This window comes from Aequitasia blattaphilus (assembly GCF_024721305.1).
Taxonomy (GTDB): domain Bacteria; phylum Bacillota; class Clostridia; order Lachnospirales; family Lachnospiraceae; genus Aequitasia; species Aequitasia blattaphila.
This window is the reverse complement of sequence record NZ_JAMXOD010000004.1, coordinates 154,696-177,162: the sequence shown is the minus strand read 5'-3', so window position 1 is coordinate 177,162 and position 22,467 is coordinate 154,696. Positions and strand designations below refer to the sequence as shown.

Below are 22,467 nucleotides of genomic sequence, written 5' to 3'. Positions count from 1 at the left end.
ATGATTAAAAATCAACCTTTGTTCCGTAATAAATACAGTTAAATAATTTCTCCATTGAAGCAGCATCTATGGCACGTGGATTTGAACCTGTGCATGCATCCTCAATGGCAAGGGCTGATATGTTGGAGATTTTTTCCTGGAATTCTTTTTCATCAATACCAAATTCTTTTAATGTTTTTGGAATACCCATTGCTACATTATAAGCATCAATTTTATTGCAAAGAGCATCAATATATTCTGTCGTGGTATTTCCTGTAAGCCCGACTCTTTTTGCAATATAAGCATAACGTTCTGCTGCTTCTTTCTCTTTTGCATTATACTTAATTACATAAGGAAGATATAATGCATTTGCACAGCCGTGTGGAATGTGTCCTGTGGCAAAAGCAGCTCCTGTCTTATGAGCCATAGAATGAACAATTCCAAGAAGTGCGTTGGAAAAAGCCATTCCTGCAAGGCACTGAGCATAGTGCATTTCTTCTCTTGCTTTCATATCTTTGTTATAAGAGTCTAATAAATAACTGAAAACCATTTCAATAGCCTGCATTGCAAGAGGATCTGTAAAAGGTCCATGAAGGGTTGAAACGTAAGCCTCAATTGCATGAGTCAATGCATCCATACCGGTATAGGCAACTTGGTTTAAAGGAAGTGCAGAAACTAAATCCGGGTCAACAATTGCAACATCCGGTGTTATATTAAAATCAGCAAGAGGATATTTGATTCCTTTATCGTAGTCTGTAATAACAGAGAAAGCAGTTACTTCTGTTGCAGTACCTGAGGTAGAGGGAATAGCAGCAAATTTTGCTTTTGTCCGCAACTCTGGAAAATTAAATGGGATAATCAACTCTTCAAAAGTAGTATCTGGGTACTCGTAAAATGCCCACATTGCTTTTGCAGCATCAATAGGTGATCCGCCACCCATAGAGACAATCCAGTCCGGTTCGAACTCTCTCATTGCCTGTGCACCTTTTTGAACTGTTTCTACCGATGGATCTGGTTCAACACCCTCAAATAACAACACTTCCATGCCAGCCTCTTTTAAGTAGTCTTCTGCTCGTTTGAGAAATCCCTGCTTCTTCATTGAGCCTCCGCCAACTACCAGAATCGCTTTTTTACCTTTTAAGTTCTTTAACTCTTCCAGTGTTCCTGCACCATAATAAATGTCTCGTGGCAATGTAAATCTACTCATGATAATACCTCTCCTTCGTTAAAATTTTTTCGAGTTAACCATAGTATACTCCTGTTAATAATTTAACGCAATAGAGATTTGTTTTTTTATATTTATTTCACTCAAAATTAAGAATATAGTTTCTGGTGGTAATTGCACTTAATCTTCCTTTTCCGTCAGCGAGTACGGCTTTAAAGATGGTTGAACCTTCAGGCATATCAATAGGTCCTTCGTAAAGGGTTGATTCCAATGTGGGTTCACTGGTGTCTGTTGTATAATAAGCAGTATATCCTTCCGGTACTTTTATTTCAATCTGTGAAGCAGTATCATACTGCCCTGTTGAAGGAGACACACTGGGGGCATCCATGTTCGGAAACTGAATGGTATAAGTTTTCGTAGTGGGCAGGCTGGGAATACCATCACTGTTTACTGCAATTGCTGAAACAACGGTTTCCCCTTCGTCATTTAGTTGAATCGCCTCAACGTATGGCGTACTGGCCAGACCTGCCTTGGATCCATCGGTACTATAATACATATGATCCTCATCCGTTGTTATTTCCACTTGTTGTACTTCGTCAAATACGGTTTCATCTGACAGACTAAATTCAGGAGGATTTACAATATACTGGGACAGTTTCCCCCGAACATTATCTTCGGCATCTTGAAGAAGATATGGAATATTATCGGGCCAATCATTTTCAATATAAAAATTGATAAAAGCACGATACAAGTCTACATTGTCTTCTCTGCCTTCTACGGCATTTAGAAACATTTCTTCTCCTGCTTCTAAATCATCTGTTTTTGAATAGACCTTACCCATACCTGAATAAGCCGGTGCTTTGTCTGGATTTATGCGAATCCCTTTTTCAAAATAAGAAGATGCGGTTTCATAGGAACCTGCGTCTAAAGCACGATTTCCAGCACTTACAATCCCTGCATATGAATTTTTATATACGAAAAAAGTTGTTATACCTACTACAAAGATTAGAAGTAAAACTGTTATTAGTATCATTTTTCGTTTCTTTTTTTTCTTGCGCAGACGCTCCTCTTCTCTTTGCCTTCTATGATTCGTTTGTGCTCTTCTTAGGCGAGCGCCCGTAATATCCCGGTCGCTTTCTAGCCTGGTAGATGGACTATTTCCATTTAGCATGTCCTTTAATCCATTTTCCAATTCATCCTCAATCGGATTATAATCAGGAACAATACGAACTTCTTTACCACAGTAGGGGCACGAAAGAGCGCCGTTTTTTATTTCTTGCTCACAATATCGACACTTCATGATAGCTTGGCCTCCATAAAATATTTAAAATAAACCTGTGATTGTTCCATCATTGGAAACATCAATATGGTTTGCGGCAGGAACCTTTGGAAGTCCTGGCATTGTCATGATACTTCCGGTTAATGCAACAACGAAGCCTGCACCTGCACTCACATAAACTTCTCTTATATGAAGAGTGAAATTTTCTGGTCTTCCAAGTTTTGTTGGGTCATCCGATAAGGAATATTGATTCTTTGCCATACAGATTGGAAGAGTATCAAATCCCATCTCCTTTATTTTTTTAAGTTGTCTTAGGGCAAGGGGCTCATATTCTACCTTTGCGGCACCGTAAATTTCTGTGGCAATTTTCTCGACTTTTTCTTCCAGAGGAAGATTGAAGGGATAAAGAGGTGTGAAATTTCCTTCCTCTCTCTCCAGAACATCTAATACCTTGGTTGCCAGTTCAATTCCACCCTGACCGCCGGACTCCCATACTTTTGATAATGCAAATTCGCAGCCTTTACTTTCGCAAAAATTCTTAACAAATTCATTTTCGGCCTCCGTATCACTTACGAATGCATTCAGTGTAACAATTACAGGCACATTGTATTTTTTGATGTTTTCAATATGCTTTTCAAGATTTTTTATACCACATTTTAGAGCTTCTAGATTTTCTGTATTCAATTCAGATTTTGCCACTCCGCCATTATATTTTAATGCACGTATTGTCGCTACTAGTACGACTGCATCAGGTTTCAAATCGGCCATTTGACATTTGATATCGAAAAACTTCTCTGCACCCAAATCAGCACCAAAGCCTGCTTCTGTGATAGCAATATCTGCAAGTTTTTGTGCAGTTTTAGTTGCCTTTACACTATTGCATCCGTGAGCAATATTTGCAAAAGGTCCACCGTGGACGATGGCTGGAGTATGTTCTAAGGTTTGTATTAAATTTGGTTTTAAAGCATCTTTTAACAAAGCGGCCATAGATCCAGTTGCGTTTAATTCGCCGGCTGTTACTGGTTCGCCTTTAAAATTATATGCTACCACAATACGACCAAGACGGTTTTTTAAATCTTCAATGTCTTTGGCAAGACAAAGAATTGCCATTATCTCAGATGCAACAGTAATAACAAAATGATCTTCTCTTACCATCCCATCCATTTTGTTTCCAAGGCCTACAACGGTATTGCGCAGAACCCTGTCATTCATATCGAGGCAGCGTTTCCAAACCACTTGTCTTGGATCAATATTTAACTCATTTCCTTGTTGAATATGGTTGTCAAGAAGAGCACTTAAAAGATTGTTAGCAGTTGTGATTGCATGAAAATCTCCGGTGAAGTGAAGGTTCAAATCTTCCATTGGAACGACTTGAGCATACCCGCCACCAGCAGCGCCACCTTTAATACCAAAGCATGGGCCAAGAGAAGGTTCGCGAAGAGCAATGATGCTTTTCTTTCCAAGCTGAGTCAGGGCATCTCCTAAACCAACCGTTGTGGTTGTCTTTCCTTCCCCTGCGGGAGTTGGATTAATCGCTGTTACTAAAACAAGCTTTCCTTTTTCTTTATCTGCAATTTTTTCCAAGGCAGAATCGGTGATTTTTGCCTTGGTTTTTCCATAAAGTTCTAAGTCATCTTCGTGAATGCCAATACTTTTTGCGACTTCACGAATATCGACTAAAGTGGCTTCCTGTGCTATTTGAATATCTGTTTTCATTCTATATTACCCTCCTTATTGTTGCTCTTCCATATACTGATTGAACTCTTCTGCATTCATTAGAATTTTTCTGGGCTTTGTGCCTTCTTCCCCACCCACAACACCGGCAGAGTGAAGCTGGTCCATAATTCGAGCGGCCCGATTAAATCCTATTTTAAAGTTTCGTTGAAGCATCCCGATGGATGCTTTTTCTTTTTCGATAATCAGAAGACCGGCTTCTTTAAAGTAAGCATCATTTCCTTCTTCTTCCGAAGAGGAAGGAATGGATGCACTGGCAATTGCAGAGGTATTAATAGCCTCTTGAATTTCCGTATCATAAACCACTTCTTCACTCTGATTTTTTAAGTACTCAACAACTTGCTGTACTTCTTTGTCAGAAACATAAGCCCCCTGTACACGTACGGGTTTTTGATAGCCTTGGGGATAGAAAAGCATATCACCATTCCCCAACAGTTTTTCTGCTCCATTCATATCAATAATCGTTCTTGAGTCTACACCAGAAGTAACAGAAAGGGCAATTCGGGAAGGCATGTTTGCTTTAATCAATCCAGTAATTACATTAACAGATGGACGTTGAGTTGCAATAACCAGATGAATTCCTGCGGCTCTTGCCAGTTGTGCCAAACGTATAATAGCCTCTTCTACTTCATTGGAAGCCACCATCATTAGGTCGGCAAGCTCATCTACAATAATTACGAGCTGATACATTTTCTTAAGTTCTTCATCGGATTCAGCAAGTTTATTGTATCCCTTCATATCCCGTACTTGATGTTTTGCAAATTCCTGATACCTTCTTTGCATTTCCACAACAGCCCAGTTAAGAGTATTGGCTGCTTTTTTAGGGTCTGTAACCACATCATGAAGAAGATGAGGGATTCCGTTATAAACACTGAGCTCAACAACCTTTGGATCAATCATTAAAAACTTGACTTCGTCCGGACTTGCACGAAATAGAATACTCATAATCAATGTGTTAATACAGACCGATTTACCAGATCCGGTGGCACCTGCAATTAATACATGGGGCATTTTGGCAATATCAGCAATAATAATTTTTCCGCCAATATCTTTTCCTACACCAAAAGCAATTTTTGAAGAGGATGCCGAAAATTCCTTGGACTCAATCAATTCACGGAGACTTACCATGGAAGTTGTTTTATTTGCTACTTCGATTCCTACAGCAGCTTTCCCCGGTATAGGAGCTTCAATTCGTATATCAGGAGCTGCCAGGTTAAGCTTAATGTCATCAGCCAGACCAACAATTTTGCTTACCTTAACACCCATTTCTGGCTGCAGTTCATAGCGGGTAACGGATGGTCCACTACTTACATCTGTTACGGTAACATTTACACCGAAATTTTGTAAAATTTGTTCCAGTTTATTGGCTGTCTCTTGTAAATGATTATCAGACTCCCCAGTAGAAGGACGAGCCTTTTTTAATAAATCAGTGGATGGAAAATGATAATCTGAATTTGGTGCAACGGTAGGAAGCTTCACATCAGGAAGAACAATTTCTTCCGGTTTATCAATCAGAGGTTTTCGAACGGTCTTTGCCTTTTTTACTTTTTTCTTAGGTTCTTCAACCTTAACAGGCTCTTCCTCTGGGACTTCCAGTTCTATAATTGGTGGAGTGGTTTGCTGTTCTGTTTTTAACGTTGTATCAAAAGAAACGCCCTGAGCTTTTGTACCAACCCTTTTTAAGTTTGCTGCCTTGGGTTCTTTTGGCTTTCGAGGTGCAGTGACTTTTGTTTTGGCTCTGGTATAAGCTTTTTGGCTGTTTTGCTTTAGGGGCTTTAAAAGTGATTTTCCGCTTAGCAACACAATTCCAATCAAAATAGATATAATTAAAATAACGTAAGTACCAGCCTTACCAAAAGCCGGAACTAACAATCTCTGTAAAAAAGCACCAATAACACCGCCCTCATCGAAAATAAGGGCACAGAAGGTACATACAAAGACAAAGAGTACAGCTGATACCGTTAGTTTCAGATAAACTCTCTTGTCTTCCATATTTGAAATTAGGAAGGCGGTCCAAAGGAAAAGGAAAAAGGGGAATATATAGGACATGTATCCAAACAAGATATCCATGATATTTCCGATTCCTTTTCCAATAAATCCTCCAACCCCGAACACACTTAACATCAAAAGAATACTGACAGCAAGAGTGACCCAAATGAAAATTTCCTTTGAAACAGAATTATCATTTGGGTTTGTAGTTGTCTTTTTTTTAGTTCCCCTTTTTTTTCCCGACCTAGCAGCCATTGTTATACTCTCCTACTTCCCTTATATTGCATTTAATGCCTGATCGATATCTGCAATAATATCCTCTGCATTCTCGATTCCTACACTAAAACGTACTAAATCCGGTTTTACACCGGCAGCTTTTAATTCTTCCTCAGACATCTGTCTGTGGGTATGGCTCGCTGGATGAAGCACACAACTTCTTGCATCTGCAACGTGTGTAGCAATCCCAACAAGTTTCAGTTGATCCATTACTTTTACCGTATCCTCTTTTGTTCCTTTTATTCCAAAGGTTAGAACACCACACGTTCCCTTTGGAGTATATTTGTTTGCAAGGGCATGGTAAGGATCGTTCTTTAATCCCGGATAATTAACCCAGGCTACTTTTGGATGGTTCTCTAAAAACTCAGCAACCTTTTGGGCATTTTCACAATGTCTTTCTACCCGAAGATGTAAGGTCTCTAATCCAATATTTAAAAGAAAAGCATTCTGAGGGGAAGGTATTGAACCAAGGTCTCTCATAAGGTGTGTCGTTGCCTTAGTGATATAAGCTCCTTTTCCAAATTGCTTCGTATAGATTACCCCATGATACGTTTCATCAGGAGTGGTAAGTCCGGGAAACTTCTCGCTGTAAGCATCCCAATCAAAATTACCACTATCCACAATAGCTCCGCCCACACTTGTGGCGTGACCATCCATGTATTTCGTTGTAGAATGGGTTACAATATCCGCCCCCCATTCAAAAGGTCTGCAGTGAATAGGTGTTGCAAAGGTATTATCTACAACAAAAGGAACACCGTGGTTATGTGCTGCTTTTGCAAATTTCTCCAAATCCAAAATGACAAGAGCTGGATTTGCGATGGTTTCACCAAATACAGCCTTTGTGTTTTCTTTGAAGGCAGCGTTGAGTTCTTCTTCACTGCAATCAGGATCTATAAAGGTAGCATCAATTCCCATCTGTTTAATTGTATGAGCAAAAAGATTATAAGTTCCTCCATAAAGTGCAGAGGCGCAGAGGATGTGATCCCCTTCCTTTGCAATGTTCAAAATCGCATAAAAGTTTGCTGCCTGTCCAGAGGAAGTAAGCATTGCAGCTGCTCCTCCTTCTAAATCACAAATTTTTGCAGCAACACAATCATTTGTAGGATTCTGTAAACGAGTATAAAAATATCCTGCTTCCTCCAGATCAAAAAGTCTTCCCATTTGTTCACTGGAATCATACTTAAAAGTGGTACTTTGATAAATTGGCAGAACTCTTGGCTCTCCATTTTTAGGCTGATAACCGGATTGGATACATTTTGTTTCGATTTTGTAATTGTTCATTCTTTATCTCCTAGCTTTATGATGGAAGGTATCTTGATTTCAAATCCAGAACCATAGTCTTATAGGTGTCTTCGCAGTCCGAGAATTTGTTTTCCTCGATTTCCTTTAGACACTTTAAAAGATAATCTTGATATATTTTTTCATAAATCAAGCTGCTGTTTGTCTGCATGTTCATTATATAAACCAATATGGGAGCAATATCGTAATATTCTTCTACGAGAGCTTTTCCTTCTTCGAAATTCATAAGATAGGAATCCCGGTACTGGCGTAAGGTAGAAAGTTCATAGCAATCATCTGGTTTGTTCATACTATCGCAAACAGCTGTTGTAATAAAGCAAAGCTTCTTTTTGAAACCAGAAGTTATGGTTTCATATCGAGACTCGCTTAAGTTAAGAGAGGTTACCTCTTTCTTATTCCACTCCTCCACCGTTTTTTTCGCTACTTGATTCCAATATGGATTTTCCAACTGGAATATACCAGGAATCACATAGACTGCCATCGTCATATTGTAATCAATTGCCAAAGAATCTTTTTTTCGTTTCGTTTCACGATTTATTTTTTCATAAGCATACTCAGGAATCACTAAGGAAATTTCTTCAATAGCGGCTTCTCGTTCTTCTTCTGGAAGCTCTTCAAAATAAGAATTAAATGCTATAAGCTTCGGTCTGTATTTCTCCATCATGCCTTTAAATGCATCATCATAACTTTTCTTTTTGAAGTTTCCGATTTCTCCCAAATTCTCATCAAAGAATTCTTTCAGTGTGGTTTTTATAATTTCCATGATTTCTCCTTATTCCTCCCAGTTATGATAGACATTTTGGACATCATCATCTTCTTCCAAAAGCTCCAGGGTCTTGTTTATATTTTTTATATCATCATCTGCTGTTAAGGATACATAGGTTTGAGGAATCATTGTGATTTCTGCATGAACCATCGGAATTTTATTTTCTTCTAAATTCAAACGTACCCGGCTGAAATCCTCTGGAGTAGTCAGAATTTCATAACTGTCTTCTTCTTCCAGGAAGTCCTCAGCACCAGCATCTAATGAAAGCATCATAAGCTCGTCACTGTCTGTCTCATAAGCTTCTTTATCGATTACAATTTGACCTTTCTGATCAAACATAAAAGAGACACAACCTGGAGTACCCACATTCCCACTTCCTTTTGTAAATGCATTCTTAACATTGGAAGCTGTCCGGTTTTTATTATCCGTTAAGGTTTCAACAATAATTGCTGTTCCATTGGGACCATATCCTTCGTAGGTAATGTGCTCATAGTTTGAACTATCCATATTCCCTCTGTTGATATTACGTTCAATCGTATCGTTGGGCATATTATTCGCTTTTGCTTTTGCGATTACGTCTCGAAGCCGGCTGTTGTTAGTGGGATCAGTGCTGCCTCCTTCTTTAACAGCAACAGCTAATTCTTTACCTATTTTTGTGAAAATCTTTCCTTTTGCTGCATCATTTTTTTCTTTTTTATGTTTAATGTTTGCAAATTTTGAATGTCCTGACATTGCGTTTCTCCTTTTCAATTAAAAATACAATCTATTTTATCACTCTTCCATCGCTTTTTCAATCTTCACACGATCAATTGTATTGTTTTCAATTGATAAGACCTTAAATCGATATCCTTGATAGAAAACTTCACACTCTTCTCCCTCTGTGGGAATACGATCTAAAAGATCGATAATAAAACCATTAAGAGTTCCATATTCTTCTTTCTCGAAGTGAAGGGGAAGAATTTCTTCCACTTCTTCTAAATCCATTAATCCATCCACAATCAGACTTCCATCCAGTTGTTTTGCAACGGTCTCTTCTTCATCATCGTGCTCGTCTAAAATATTTCCAACGATTTCTTCCAGAATGTCTTCCATGGCAACGAGGCCAGAGGTTTGTCCATACTCATCTAAAACAATGGCAATATGATTCTTTTCGTTTTGCATTTCTTTGAATATTGAATCGATGCTTTTTGTTTCAGGAATAAAGGAAACATCTCTTAGGCATTCGCCAAGATCTTTTAAAGGAAGCTCTTTTTTTTCGGGATTGAGATAACATTTCATTCCTTCTCTCAGGTGAATTATTCCTACGATTTCATCAATACTTTCTCTATAAACAGGAAATCGAGAATAATTTTCATCTAACATAAAGCGAAGTCCTTCAGATAAAGGGGTGTCTTCATCAATTGCAACTATATTTTTTCGATGTGTCATAATATCTTTTGCATCTTTTGACATATAACGAAATATATTCTTGATTAAACCTTTCGCTTCCTGGGTTAATATTTCATCCATTTCCTCTTCTTCTGAAAAAATATTCTTCATTCGCTGAAATATACTGCCTTCTTCCATTTTTGTTTCTCCTTCTTTTGTCTAAAAATAATCCTTTTGATTTATTATTTCACCGTGTCTTAAATACTCTCTTGGTATTCGTTTTCCCAGACAGCAGACAAACTCATAGTTAAAGCGTCCGCTTAAATCTCCTAAGGTTTCCACGGTAATACACTCATTTTGGTCTTTTCCCACCAAGGTCACTTCGTCAAACATTTCCACACCATCGATTGCTGTTATATCTACCATGAATTGATCCATACAGACGCGTCCAAGGATAGGGGCTTTTTTCCCTTTAATCAACACATGCCCTTTGTTTGAAAGGCTTCTGGGATAACCATCACCATAGCCAACTGGAATCGTGGCAACATGGGTTTTCCTTTGGGTGATATGGGTTCCGCCATAACTAATAGGTGTTCCGGCTTCTACCCATTTGGTGAAAATCACATGACTTTTTAGTGTAAGTGCGGGTTTTAGAATCACTTGTTCTTTTTTTACATCTTCAGAAGGATAAAGACCATAGGTAGCGATGCCTGCCCGTACCAAATCATAATTTCCTTCCTTAACATCAATAATACCTGCACTATTTGAGGCGTGATAATAGGGGAATTCAATGCCTTTTTCTCCAAGGCTGCGAATCATTCCATTAAAATTTTGAAGCTGTTTATCTGTAAAAGTTTTATCTGTTTCATCAGCCTTTGCAAAATGTGTAAATAATCCCAAGATTCGAAGTCCATCTAGCTGACATACTGTTTTTATGTCAGCGACACCTGCTTCGTTACACGGAAAGCCAATTCGTCCCATACCACTGTCTACTTTTATATGAGCATTGATTGCTGCCTCATTTTCGAGAGCAAACTTTGCAGCCAGCTCACCCAGTTCTTTTGTATAAATTGTCATCTGAATATCATATTTTACAAGGTCATTAAATTGTTCAGGGAATACACATCCCAAAACCATAATATTTTTTTGAATCCCCTGTTTTCTAAGGCTTACAGCCTCATCAAGTGTAGCAACAGCGAATCCCCACAGACAATCCTTTGCTTCTAAGGTTTGTGCAACTTCAAAAGCTCCATGTCCATAACCATCACTTTTTATAACGGCCATCATCTTCGTTTTGTTCTCTACGTTTCCATAAAGTTTTTCAAAGTTCCATTCAATTGCATCTAAATCTACCTGGGCTATGACTCTTCTGTACTCTTTCATTTTCTCACCTCTTTAACATAGTTGATTGCATCCTTTAAATATACGGCCAGGTCACTTGCCATTAAACCAAATTCACCCTTATGTTCCCGTCCAATATCTCCACAAAGCCCGTGAAGATAGACGCCGAGTACTCCACTCTCATAAGCATTGAGTCCGTGACTGAGCAAACCACCGATTATTCCCGTCAATACATCACCTGAACCTGCCTTTGCCATGGCATTATTTCCACTTGTGTTTAAAACAGGATTCTGATTACTTGCTCCAACAAGTGTTCGTTCATCTTTCAGAACACAGCAAAGTTGATTCTTGTTAACATATGAAGTTAATACTTCTGTTCGGTTTTCTTGAATGGTTGAAACATCACAATGAAGAAGCCGGCTCATTTCTTTCATATGAGGTGTCAAGATGATTTCTTTGGCCTTTACCCGTTCCCGCCAATTTGAACATTGACTGATAAGCGTTAATGCATCTCCATCTATGACCAGCTTCTTTTCATGGTTCTCTAATACACAAAACAGTATTTCTTTTGCAGTTTCGGAAAGTCCCAGTCCTGATCCAATAAGGACCACATCAGCCCAGGACAGAAGCTCGATACATTCCTTTTCATGAAAAGATTCATAGGTTGTCATAATCCCTTCACATAGAAGAGTTTGTAGAATGGATCTGTTCGTCTCCGGCGTATAAAAGCGTACCAGTCCGGCTCCCATTTTGTAAGCCGAAAAAGCATTCAAATAGGCCGCGCCAGCCATACCTTTTGAACCGCCAATTACCAACACTTTTCCAAAAGTCCCTTTGTTTGCATGAGCGGGTCTTTCTGGAAGAAGATTGTAATAATCATCATTATGAAAGCATAAAACAGTCTTTTTCTCCTTTTCAAAAGGTAAGGTACTAATTCCGATTTTTTTTGTGATAATCCGCCCACAATACTCATTGCCTGGATAAAGTGCCATGCCAAGCTTTTGACATTGTATCGCAATTGTTAAATCTACTTGCAGTGCAACACCTAAAACTTGACCATTTGCGGAAGAAATACCGCTTGGAATATCCACGGCTACCTTCGTTACTTTCTGTTGGTTTAGAAAGGAAATACATTCCTTATAGCTTCCTTGAATTTCACGTTTTAGTCCAACACCAAAAATTGCATCTATAATCAAAGAATAAAATCCTTTTGGATATTGTGAGTCAATGATTACTTTTGTGTTTTGAAGCTGTGAAAGCTGTTCTTTTGCTTCAAAGCTCATACGGGTGGTATCCCCAACAAGCCAAACCGCAACGGATAAGCCTTGTTCAGATAAAAGCCGTGCAATTGCAAGACCATCTCCGCCGTTATTTCCCACACCACAAACAATGAGTGTGGATGAAAGATCTAACTCCTCTTCTATTAACACATCTACACAGGAAGAGGCTGCTCGTTCCATCAGGGTTCGTGAGGGAATGTTTTCTTTTTCAATCGTATAGAGATCTGCCTCACTCATCTGTGAGCCAGTCGGCAAATAAATCATTGTGTCTCCTTCACATGGCAAAAGAACGTGCAAGATAGTTCTCACTCATCTATACACGTCCACTTCAGATTATTTTACGTTATTTTTGTTTTCTTCTTGCTTCAAATTATAAGATAAGCGCATTAAACTTTCAGATAAATGTACATTTTCAACAACAACATCGTCTGGAACGTTTAAATCAGTATGAGCAAAATTCCAAATACCCTTTATTCCGAAATCCACTAACATCGTAGCTACTTCTATAGCACGCTCTTTTGGAATTGTTAAAATTGCCATATCGATAGAATGTTCTTTGATAAAATTCTGCATTTCATCCATCCTCTTTACAGGAATACCTCTCACTGTTATTCCGTTAAGTTTGGGATTAATATCGAAAAGACCTTTTATTACAAAACCAATTCGTTCAAATGAAGTATAGTTTGCAAGTGCTTGCCCCAAATTACCTGCTCCTATAATAATGAGATTGTGTTTATCATCCAATCCAAGAATTTTACCGATTTCAGTATGTAAGTATTTTACGTTATATCCATAGCCTTGTTGACCAAAGCCACCAAAATTATTTAAATCCTGTCGGATTTGTGAAGCAGTTACCTGCATTCGTTTACTCAGTTCGTTTGATGATATTCTTTCGATACTATTTTCTAACAGCTCACCTAAATATCTATAATACCTTGGCAATCGAGTGATTACCGCCTGAGATATTTCTTTTTTTTCCACAGATTCCCCTCCTGTCTTGTTTCTACAAGCTATTATATTAAAATATAGTAGATAAGTCAAACTTTTTGGTTGTTTTTTATACTATATCCGATATAATTAGTCGTGAAGATATGGAGGATAAATTATGTTATTGCAAACAAATAAAATTTCAAAAGCTTTTTTAGAAGACAGTATCTTAAAAGAAGCTTCTTTTAATATTGAGGATTATGAGAAGGTTGCAGTGGTTGGTGTAAATGGTGCAGGAAAGTCTACGCTCCTAAAGATTTTAATTGGAGAAATCAAGGCGGACTCTGGTTCTTTTTCTATTGCCAAAAATAAGACGATTGGTTATCTTCCACAGCACCAAAATATTGATTCTCATCGCAGCATTTATGAAGAGGTAAAAACAGCAAAAAGGGAGCTCATTGCCTTAGAAGAACGCATCCGTGATTTGGAAGGGATATTAAGTGTACAAAAGGGTGAGGAGCTAGAGAAAACCATGGCTTTGTATCATAGCCTTATGGCTGAATTCGAATACCAAAATGGCTACGCAGTAGAAAGTGAAATAGCTGGTGTAATAAAAGGCCTTGGCTTTTTGGAAGAAGACTTTTCAAAAAGTGTTAACACTCTGTCCGGCGGGGAAAAAACCAGGGTAGCTCTGGGAAAACTGCTTTTGACGAAGCCAGACTTACTTCTTTTAGACGAGCCTACCAACCATTTGGATTTAAGCTCTGTATCCTGGCTGGAAACGTATTTGCTAAACTATAAAGGCGGCGTCATTATTGTATCCCATGACCGCTATTTTTTGAATAAAGTAGTCACAAAGGTTCTTGAAATAGATATGGGAGTGTTGAATGTTTATAAGGGCAATTATGAAGACTATGCCAAAAAGCGAAAAGAAATACGGCATGGAAAAATGAAAGCCTATTTAAAACAGCAAGATGAAATCAATCATCAGAAGAAAGTGATTGAAAAACTAAAATCTTTTAATCGGGAAAAATCCATTAAACGTGCTGAAAGCCGTGAAAAGATGTTAGATAAAATTGAACGGATTGAAAAACCCCAAGAGGTTAATTCCAGGATGGGACTCGAATTCTCCCCCGGTAGCCGCAGTGGAAATGATGTTTTAAAATGTGAAGGCTTAAGCAAGTCTTTTGGTCATCAGCTTCTTTTTTCTAATTTGAGCTTTGAGATTAAAAGAAGGGAAAAGGTGGCCATTATCGGAAATAATGGAACCGGAAAAACCACTCTTTTAAAGATTATAAATGGAATGGTGAGTCAAGATGCCGGAACACTTTCCATAGGAGCAAGTGTGGATATTGCCTATTATGATCAGGAACATCATATACTAAACGAAAAGAATACAGTGTTCGAGGAAATATCAGATGCTTATCCTGATTTAAGCAATACCGCAATCCGTAACCTTCTGGCAGGATTTCTATTCTTTGGTGATGATGTGCAAAAGCTGATTTCATCTCTTAGTGGTGGAGAAAAGGGACGGGTCTCTTTGGCTAAATTAATGCTTTCAAAAGCAAATCTTCTCATATTGGATGAGCCTACAAACCATTTAGATGTTGATTCAAAAGAAATCCTGGAAGAAGCATTACAAAGCTTTGAAGGTACTGTGTTATATGTATCTCATGACCGTTACTTTATTAATCAGACAGCAACAAGAATTTTAGAATTAAAAAATCATGGGTTTGAAAATTATATTGGAAATTATGATTATTATCTGGAAAAGCATCTGGAGAGAGAGTCCTTGATTGAATTGGAGAATACAGAAAGCGCTGATGATAATAAGGGAAAGCTTTCATGGCAGGAACAAAAAGAAGAAAAAGCACGTGAATTAAAAAGAGAGAATGATCGTAAAAAGATTGAAAACGAAATATTAGAGGCAGAGGCAAGGGTGGAGGAAATTGATGGACTCTTGTGTCAGGAAGAAATTTATACAAATAGTGTGAAATGTCAGGAGCTCGCTACAGAAAAAGAAGCTTTAGAAAAAACTTTAGAAGATGCCTATAAAAAATGGGACCAGCTCATGTGAGCTGGTCTTGATTTTTATAGATTTTTTGCAACTTCTTTAATGAAATCTTCGCTGTTTAGTACAACGGGATTTTCAAATGTTGTGATAAGAGCTAAATCTTTTGTCATTTTACCATCTTCTATCGTCTTAAGAGTTGCGTGATCCAGTTTGTCAGCAAATGCCATCAATTCAGTGTTGTTATCAAGTTCTCCTCTTTTTCGAAGTGCACCTGTCCAAGCGAAAATAGTAGCTACAGAGTTGGTGGAGGTTTCCTCTCCCTTCAGATGTTTGTAGTAATGTCTTTGTACCGTTCCATGAGCTGCTTCATATTCGTAGTAGCCTTCAGGAGACACCAAAACAGAAGTCATCATAGCAAGGGAACCGAATGCGGAGCTTATCATATCACTCATAACATCACCATCGTAGTTTTTGCATGCCCAAATATAACCGCCTTCTGACTTCATAACTCTTGCTACCGCGTCGTCAATCAAAGTGTAAAAATACTGGATTCCAGCTTCTTCGAATTTCGTTTTAAAATCTTTCTCAAAAATTTCCTGGAAAATGTCTTTAAAAGTATGATCGTATTTTTTTGAAATGGTATCTTTTGTTGCGAACCAAAGATCCTGCTTTACGTCTAAAGCATAGTTAAAACAACTTTTTGCAAAGCTTTCGATGGATTCATTAACATTATGCATTCCTTGTACAATACCTGAGCCAGTAAAGTTGTGAATGCATTCCTTTTCTACTTCGCCGTTTTCTTTCGTATAAACGAGCTCCACTTTTCCTGCTTCGGGAATTTTCATTTCCACACCTTTATATACATCACCATAAGCATGTCTTGCGATTGTGATTGGTTTTTTCCAATTTTTAACACAAGGTTCAATTCCTTTTACAACGATAGGAGCACGGAAAACGGTACCATCTAAGATTGCACGTATTGTTCCGTTTGGACTTTTCCACATTTCTTTCAAGGTATATTCGTCCATTCTGGCTGCATTTGGAGTGATTGTTGCGCATTTAACTGCTACTTTATGTTTTTTTGTTGCATTAGCCGAATCAACAGTTACCTGATCATTCGTTTCATTACGGTGCTCTAAGCCTAAATCGTAATATTCTGTGTTAAGCTCAATGTATGGAGTAAGAAGATGATCTTTAATCATTTTCCATAGAATTCTTGTCATTTCATCTCCATCCATCTCTACTATTGGGGTTGTCATTTTAATTTTTTCCATTTGAGTCTCCTTTAAGTTAAGTCTAGTATAATTTTGCTCCAATTAATCGTGGTCTATATCCTGCGTCTTCTAAAGCCTTTAATATCTGTTCTTTATGCTCAGTTCCGAAAGACTCCATTGTGATACGAAGTTCTACCGCTGCATTTCGGTTGGTGCTTACAAACTGATTGTGGTCAAGCTTTATAACATTCCCTTGTACCTCAGCAATAATAGACGCAACTTTCACTAATTCTCCCGGCTTATCAGATAGTAATACCGATACAGAGAAAATGCGATCTCTTTTAATAAGCCCGTGCTGAACAATGGAGGACATGGTAATAACATCCATATTTCCGCCACTTAAAACACAAACAACTTTCTTGTCTTTCAAATTAAGTTGTTTCAATGCTGCAACAGACAGTAGTCCTGAGTTTTCAACAATCATTTTATGATTTTCAACCATATCTAAAAAGGCTGCAATCAAATCATCATCTTCCACCGTAATAATTTTATCAATGTTTTTCTTTGCATAAGGGAAAATTTTCTCTCCAATTCTCTTTACAGCCGTACCATCAGCAATGGTGTCGGCACTTCCTAAAGTAACTGGTTCGCCTTCTTCAAAAGCGGCAGACATACTAGCGGCATTTGCCGGCTCTACACCAATGACTTTAATACTTGGATTAAGCATTTTTGCGAGAGTTGCCACACCAGTAGAAAGCCCACCACCTCCTATTGGAACGATAATATAATCCACTGTTGGAAGTTCTTTTACAATTTCCATAGCAATACTACCCTGCCCCGTTGCAACGGCTAAGTCATCAAAGGGATGTACAAAGGTATAGCCCTTTTCTTTTGCTAATTCATAAGCATAGGAACAAGCATCATCATAGACATCTCCATGAAGTATCACTTCTGCTCCATAGCTTTTGGTACGATTTACTTTAATCAGTGGCGTAACCATGGGCATTACAATAACGGCTTTACAGCCATATTTTTGCGCTGCGTAGGCAACTCCCTGAGCATGGTTTCCGGCAGAAGCCGTAATTAATCCCTTTTTTCTCTCCTCATCAGATAATTGACTAATTTTATAATATGCACCTCTCACTTTGTAAGAGCCTGTATATTGCATATTCTCTGGCTTTAAATATATCTTTGCACCGGTTTGTGCGGAAAGATATTCACTTGGTACGAGTTTTGTTGGGCTTGTGACTTTTTTGACAAGTTCACTGGCACGTTCAAAACTTTTTAGTGTTAACATATTTTTTCCTCCTTTTCCTTTTATGATTCAGCAAATAAAGCTGAGACGAAGGTTTCGGGATCAAATCTTTGCAAATCATTGATTCCTTCTCCTACCCCGATATATTTAACAGGTATCTCAAGTTCTGACTCTATGGCAATCGCAATGCCGCCTTTTGCAGTTCCATCCATTTTTGTTAAAATGACTCCTGTAACATCTGCAACTTCGTTAAATTCCTTAGCCTGCATAAGAGCATTTTGTCCTGTGGTTGCATCTAAAACGACAAAGGTTTCCCGATTAACACCTTCAAATTCCCGATTAATAATTTTATTTAATTTCCCTAATTCATCCATTAGGTTCTTTTTGTTATGGAGTCGTCCAGCCGTGTCACAGATTAAAATGTCTGCATTTCGCGCTTTTGCTGCTGCAACAGCATCAAACACTATTGAGCCGGGATCGGCGCCCTCACTACCGCTTATAATATCAACACCGGCGCGATTTGCCCATTCTTTTAACTGTTCTGTCGCTGCAGCACGAAAAGTATCTGCCGCTGCTAAAATAACCTTTTTCCCTTTTTCTTTAAATTGACTGGAGAGCTTTCCAATGGTTGTTGTTTTTCCTACTCCATTTACACCGATCACTAAAATGACAGTTCTTTTATCCTCAAAATCATACGCATCTTCCGATAAAGACATTTGATTTTTAATACTTTCTAAAAGTAATTCCTTACAATCCTTTGGCTCCTTAATATGATTTTCTTTTACCTTGGCCTTTAACTCGTCTAAGATATTTTCCGTGGTTTCAACTCCTAAGTCTCCCATAATAAGGATTTCTTCCAGTTCTTCATAAAATTCTTCATCGATATTTGAGAATCCGTTAAAAACACTGTCAATACCTGAAATAATATTATCTCTTGTTTTCGTAAGTCCAGATACTAGTTTTGAAAAAAAACCTTCCTTTTTATTTTCGTTTTCCATTTACAATCCTTTCCTTATTTACTCAATTCGTTTTCCAGTAAGCTAACAGATACTAAGGTTGATATTCCTTTTTCCTGCATGGTAATACCGTAGAGTCTATCTGCAGCAGTCATGGTACCACGTCTGTGGGTAATGACAATAAACTGGGTGTTTTTCGTCAGCTTATGGAGATAATTGGCGAAACGGCCGACATTACTATCATCTAATGCCGCCTCAATTTCGTCTAAGAGACAAAATGGTGAAGGCTTTAAGTTTTGAATGGCAAAGAGTAATGATATAGCTGTCAATGCTTTTTCTCCACCAGACAACTGCATCATGTTTTGCAGTTTTTTTCCAGGTGGTTGCGCAATGATTTTAATGCCAGCCTCAAGAATGTCTTCACCTTCCGTTAGCTCTAAAGTCCCTTTTCCACCACCGAACAACTCCTTAAACACCTTATTAAACTCTTCACAAATGCGGCCGAATTGATCGTTGAATTGTTTCCTCATTGCTTGATCTAATTCTTCAATGATTTGCATTAATGTTTTTTCGGCTTCAATTAAGTCATCATGCTGTGTCTTTAAAAATTCATAACGGCTTTGAACCTGCTTATAATCTTCGATTGCATTAACATTAACATCTCCAAGGCTCCGTATTTCACTCTTGAGCTCTCCGATTCGTTTACGCATTTTCCCAAGATCAGTAAGAGTTTCATCTTTTAATTCCATTGCTCCGTTAAGAGTGAGTTCATATTCTTCCCACATATATCCAATCAGTTTATCTTTCGATTGGTTCAGATTTTCTTCACGGCTTTCTAGACGGAAAATTTCTTTTTCCAGCTCACTCATATGAGCAGAGACTTCATCTCGGTTCTCAAGAAATGTTGAGTTTTTACTATTGAGCTCTTCACGCAGCTTTTTTTGTTTTTCAATTTCACCATCGATTTCAATGACGATTTCTTTTGAATCCTCAATGTTCTTTAAAAGTGCTTCAATTTGGGCTTCCTTTTCTTCAACTTCTTTTTTTGAGTCTCCTTTGCTTTGAGCAAGTTCTTTCAAAGCCTCATTGTCCTTCGCAATTTCTCCCAATACACGCTCAATATTTTCTTGTGTATAAGAATGTTTTTGCTCCATTGCGGCAAGATCCAGTTGCCCTTTTTCGGAAAGGGTTAGGGCCTTTTTTTCCTCATCATTTAAAGTACGCAAAGAATTTTGGCGTTCCTCGATTTCTTTTTGTAAATTTTGCTCCAGATTCTCAGAGGTATCCAATTCCACTTGAATCGATTCCTGGTTTTCTTTAATCTCATCAATTTGACGGTTGGTATCCTCCAGATTTGCAAGGTTGTTTTCAAGTTTAAATTCCAATGATTTCTGTCTTGCAATAGAGGCATCTAAATTCATTTTGGCGGTGTTTTGCCGTACAAATTCTTCCTTCAAATTTGCATTTATTTCATCAATTTCCTTGTAAAGTTTGGCTCTTTGTTCTTTGATCTGAGAAATTTCACCTTCCAAGGCATCCATTTCTTGCTTCAAAAGCTTAACGGATTTTTCAAATTCTTCAATCTCTCTTTTTCGACTAAGAAGGTTGCTGGTATTTTTAAAAGCACCTCCAGTCATACTCCCACCGGGATTGATAAGCTCTCCTTCTAACGTAACAATCCGCAGAGATTGCTTGTATTTTTTTGCGATTTTTACGCCAGAATCAATGTGATCAACGACTAAGGTTCTACCCAACAGGAATTCACATAGGTCCTGATATTTGTCCTGTGTTTTTGCCAGGCTGCTGGCGAGTCCAACTACCCCTGACTCATTTAAAGCATCTTGATTGTAAAATGATTTATAAGTACGAATGGAGGTAAGAGGTAGAAACGTAGCACGGCCGAATTTGTTTTTCTTGAGATAATTTATCATTCTTTTGGCGGTACTCTCATCTTCCGTAACGATGTTTTGAATGCTTCCTCCTAGTGCCGTCTCGATTGCAATCTCGTAGTCCTTATCTACCTGGATGATATCAGCTACAACACCTACAAGACCGATTTCTTCCTTTTTTCGTTCCATGACCTTTCGGATACTATTGCCGTATCCATCGTATCTTTCCGTAATATTCTTCAAAGATTCAAGTCGGGAATGCTCTCGGTGAAATGTTTTTTGTCCTAAAGCAAAAGAATCATTTTTTTCCTTTAAAAGAGTTTCTTGCTCTTTTATTCCAGCTTCTCTACTGTCAATGTCTGCTTTTTTCTCCAGAATAATTCCGGAAATATTTTTCAACTCAGACTCATGCTCTTTCACAGCGTTTTCAACGCTTTTTTCTTCGTTTTTTTCATCAATAATACGGGTTTTTAGTTCCTTACTTTTGGCCTCCAGCTGTTCCAGCATGGTTCGGTACTTTTGTATTTTACCCTTCGTAGACGCTCTTGTGTTTAACAGGTCGATGATATCTGCCTTTTTTGTTTCCACTTCATTACTTAAGGTTGCAATTTGAGTTTGAGCATCAACCAATGAATTTTTTTGGAGGTCTCTTTCTTCTTTCTTTTTTGCAAGTGTTAAGAGCAGCTCCTCTTCTTCCTTTTTGTAATTCGCCAGCACTTCTTCTTTTGTCTGAATGTCATCCAACAAAGTCTTCTGTCTGCTTTCAAAGTGTTCATCGCTTTGCTTGGCACTTCGAATCTGTTCATTATAGAGAGCAATTTTATTTTCCAGTTCTTGCTTTAAGAGAAGGGTTTCATTTCTCTTACTGGAGAATTGTTCAACTTCCTGCTCAATTTTTTCCAGGGCATTTTCAATTTCTCGATATTCTATTTTCATTTGGTCATACTTTTTGGTATTTTCTAAAAGTTCTGATTTTGCATTTGCTAAAAGAGCCTCTTGCTCTTTTAACTGCCCTTTTATACGTTGGCTTTCCACCAAAAACAGATTGATATCATAAGATTTTAGCTCGGCTTTTTTTTCTAAGTACTTTTTTGCTTTTTCAGATTGCTTCGCTAAAGGTCCGACCTGCATTTCTAATTCAGATAGAATGTCTCTGACACGTACCAAGTTCTGTCTTTCATCATCCAGCTTTTTCAAAGACGCATTTTTCCTGCGTTTAAACTTAACAATTCCTGCTGCTTCATCAAAAAGTTCTCGTCTTTCCTCTGGTTTTCCGCTGAGAATCTTATCGATTTGACCTTGTCCAATGATAGAGTAACCTTCTTTTCCGATTCCAGTATCATAAAAAAGCTCATTAATATCTTTTAGACGGCAAGTTGAGCCATTAATCAAATATTCACTTTCACCAGAGCGGTAGAGTTTTCGTGTTACCGTAACTTCTTTATAATCAATTGCTAATTGGTGATCTGTGTTATCCAAGGTAATGGCAACAGAAGCATAGCTTAGTGGCTTTCGATTCTCTGTGCCAGAGAAAATAACGTCCTGCATTGTTCCGCCTCGAAGCTGCTTTATTCTTTGCTCTCCTAAAACCCAGCGAACGGCATCCGCAACATTGCTTTTACCGCTTCCATTCGGACCAACAATTGCAGTAATTCCATTACTGAAATCAAATTTTATCTTATGGGCAAAGGACTTAAATCCTTGCACTTCTATACTTTTTAGATACATACTATCCC

The 22,467-nt window shown here is 38.1% G+C and carries 16 protein-coding genes; 1 reads left to right on the top strand and 15 read right to left on the bottom strand.

Annotated features, from left to right (window positions below):
• Positions 1-4 precede the first annotated feature (4 nt).
• From NHH15_RS04500 to NHH15_RS04450, 11 genes are all read right to left on the bottom strand, one after another.
• Positions 5-1,186 carry an iron-containing alcohol dehydrogenase gene (locus tag NHH15_RS04500; RefSeq protein ID WP_262065457.1) on the bottom strand — a complete coding sequence of 394 codons (1,182 nt, stop codon included), beginning with the start codon at positions 1,184-1,186 and terminating at the stop codon, positions 5-7.
• Between the two features lie 97 nt (positions 1,187-1,283).
• Positions 1,284-2,444: a chitobiase/beta-hexosaminidase C-terminal domain-containing protein gene (locus NHH15_RS04495; RefSeq protein WP_262065456.1), complete on the bottom strand. Its 1,161-nt coding sequence runs from the start codon at positions 2,442-2,444 to the stop codon at positions 1,284-1,286.
• 24 nt (positions 2,445-2,468) lie between these two features.
• A complete protein-coding gene (locus NHH15_RS04490; protein ID WP_262065455.1) occupies positions 2,469-4,139 on the bottom strand; it encodes a formate--tetrahydrofolate ligase in 1,671 nt (556 codons plus the stop codon).
• 15 nt (positions 4,140-4,154) lie between these two features.
• Positions 4,155-6,401 (bottom strand): FtsK/SpoIIIE family DNA translocase, encoded by a 2,247-nt coding sequence (locus NHH15_RS04485; RefSeq protein ID WP_262065454.1) that lies wholly within the window; start codon positions 6,399-6,401, stop codon positions 4,155-4,157.
• A gap of 21 nt (positions 6,402-6,422) precedes the next feature.
• Positions 6,423-7,703: an O-acetylhomoserine aminocarboxypropyltransferase/cysteine synthase family protein gene (locus NHH15_RS04480; protein WP_262065453.1), complete on the bottom strand. Its 1,281-nt coding sequence runs from the start codon at positions 7,701-7,703 to the stop codon at positions 6,423-6,425.
• A gap of 16 nt (positions 7,704-7,719) precedes the next feature.
• Positions 7,720-8,484 carry a CFI-box-CTERM domain-containing protein gene (locus NHH15_RS04475; RefSeq protein ID WP_262065452.1) on the bottom strand — a complete coding sequence of 255 codons (765 nt, stop codon included), beginning with the start codon at positions 8,482-8,484 and terminating at the stop codon, positions 7,720-7,722.
• 9 nt (positions 8,485-8,493) lie between these two features.
• Positions 8,494-9,219 carry a YebC/PmpR family DNA-binding transcriptional regulator gene (locus NHH15_RS04470; RefSeq protein WP_262065451.1) on the bottom strand — a complete coding sequence of 242 codons (726 nt, stop codon included), beginning with the start codon at positions 9,217-9,219 and terminating at the stop codon, positions 8,494-8,496.
• A gap of 39 nt (positions 9,220-9,258) precedes the next feature.
• Positions 9,259-10,053 (bottom strand): hemolysin family protein, encoded by a 795-nt coding sequence (locus NHH15_RS04465; RefSeq protein WP_262065450.1) that lies wholly within the window; start codon positions 10,051-10,053, stop codon positions 9,259-9,261.
• A gap of 21 nt (positions 10,054-10,074) precedes the next feature.
• Positions 10,075-11,238 (bottom strand): alanine racemase, encoded by a 1,164-nt coding sequence (gene alr, locus NHH15_RS04460; RefSeq protein ID WP_262065449.1) that lies wholly within the window; start codon positions 11,236-11,238, stop codon positions 10,075-10,077.
• Positions 11,235-12,740 (bottom strand): NAD(P)H-hydrate dehydratase, encoded by a 1,506-nt coding sequence (locus NHH15_RS04455; protein WP_262065448.1) that lies wholly within the window; start codon positions 12,738-12,740, stop codon positions 11,235-11,237. The genes alr and NHH15_RS04455 overlap by 4 nt, the downstream gene beginning before the upstream one ends.
• Positions 12,741-12,809: 69 nt before the next feature.
• Entirely contained in the window at positions 12,810-13,457 is a 648-nt protein-coding gene (locus NHH15_RS04450) for a redox-sensing transcriptional repressor Rex (RefSeq protein ID WP_262065447.1), read from the bottom strand.
• A 124-nt stretch (positions 13,458-13,581) separates the two neighbouring features.
• Here NHH15_RS04450 and abc-f point away from each other — a divergent pair, with 124 nt between their 5' ends.
• On the top strand, positions 13,582-15,480 hold the full coding sequence (gene abc-f / locus NHH15_RS04445; RefSeq protein WP_262065446.1) for a ribosomal protection-like ABC-F family protein: 1,899 nt from the start codon (positions 13,582-13,584) through the stop codon (positions 15,478-15,480).
• Positions 15,481-15,494: 14 nt separating this feature from the next.
• Here the strand turns inward: abc-f and NHH15_RS04440 are convergent, their stop codons facing one another.
• From NHH15_RS04440 to smc, 4 genes are read right to left on the bottom strand one after another with little or no spacing between them, the layout of a single operon-like run.
• Positions 15,495-16,691 (bottom strand): NADP-dependent isocitrate dehydrogenase, encoded by a 1,197-nt coding sequence (locus tag NHH15_RS04440; RefSeq protein WP_262065445.1) that lies wholly within the window; start codon positions 16,689-16,691, stop codon positions 15,495-15,497.
• Positions 16,692-16,713: 22 nt separating this feature from the next.
• Positions 16,714-17,928 (bottom strand): threonine ammonia-lyase, encoded by a 1,215-nt coding sequence (gene ilvA / locus NHH15_RS04435; protein WP_262065444.1) that lies wholly within the window; start codon positions 17,926-17,928, stop codon positions 16,714-16,716.
• 20 nt (positions 17,929-17,948) lie between these two features.
• Positions 17,949-18,884, bottom strand: a complete 936-nt coding sequence (gene ftsY / locus NHH15_RS04430; protein ID WP_262065443.1) for a signal recognition particle-docking protein FtsY — start codon at positions 18,882-18,884, stop codon at positions 17,949-17,951.
• A gap of 14 nt (positions 18,885-18,898) precedes the next feature.
• Entirely contained in the window at positions 18,899-22,459 is a 3,561-nt protein-coding gene (smc, locus tag NHH15_RS04425) for a chromosome segregation protein SMC (RefSeq protein ID WP_262065442.1), read from the bottom strand.
• Positions 22,460-22,467: the final 8 nt, after the last annotated feature.

Bases quoted from the DNA above. Each gene is read 5' to 3' on its own strand.
- NHH15_RS04485 (WP_262065454.1), bottom strand. From the start codon at position 6,401: ATGGCTGCTAGGTCGGGAAAAAAAAGGGGAACTAAAAAAAAGACAACT.
- NHH15_RS04475 (WP_262065452.1), bottom strand. From the start codon at position 8,484: ATGGAAATTATAAAAACCACACTGAAAGAATTCTTTGATGAGAATTTG.
- NHH15_RS04440 (WP_262065445.1), bottom strand. From the start codon at position 16,691: ATGGAAAAAATTAAAATGACAACCCCAATAGTAGAGATGGATGGAGAT.
- NHH15_RS04495 (WP_262065456.1), bottom strand. From the start codon at position 2,444: ATGAAGTGTCGATATTGTGAGCAAGAAATAAAAAACGGCGCTCTTTCG.
- alr (WP_262065449.1), bottom strand. From the start codon at position 11,238: ATGAAAGAGTACAGAAGAGTCATAGCCCAGGTAGATTTAGATGCAATT.
- abc-f (WP_262065446.1), top strand. From the start codon at position 13,582: ATGTTATTGCAAACAAATAAAATTTCAAAAGCTTTTTTAGAAGACAGT.
- ilvA (WP_262065444.1), bottom strand. From the start codon at position 17,928: ATGTTAACACTAAAAAGTTTTGAACGTGCCAGTGAACTTGTCAAAAAA.
- NHH15_RS04500 (WP_262065457.1), bottom strand. From the start codon at position 1,186: ATGAGTAGATTTACATTGCCACGAGACATTTATTATGGTGCAGGAACA.
- NHH15_RS04490 (WP_262065455.1), bottom strand. From the start codon at position 4,139: ATGAAAACAGATATTCAAATAGCACAGGAAGCCACTTTAGTCGATATT.
- NHH15_RS04465 (WP_262065450.1), bottom strand. From the start codon at position 10,053: ATGGAAGAAGGCAGTATATTTCAGCGAATGAAGAATATTTTTTCAGAA.
- smc (WP_262065442.1), bottom strand. From the start codon at position 22,459: ATGTATCTAAAAAGTATAGAAGTGCAAGGATTTAAGTCCTTTGCCCAT.
- NHH15_RS04470 (WP_262065451.1), bottom strand. From the start codon at position 9,219: ATGTCAGGACATTCAAAATTTGCAAACATTAAACATAAAAAAGAAAAA.
- NHH15_RS04480 (WP_262065453.1), bottom strand. From the start codon at position 7,703: ATGAACAATTACAAAATCGAAACAAAATGTATCCAATCCGGTTATCAG.
- NHH15_RS04455 (WP_262065448.1), bottom strand. From the start codon at position 12,740: ATGATTTATTTGCCGACTGGCTCACAGATGAGTGAGGCAGATCTCTAT.
- ftsY (WP_262065443.1), bottom strand. From the start codon at position 18,884: ATGGAAAACGAAAATAAAAAGGAAGGTTTTTTTTCAAAACTAGTATCT.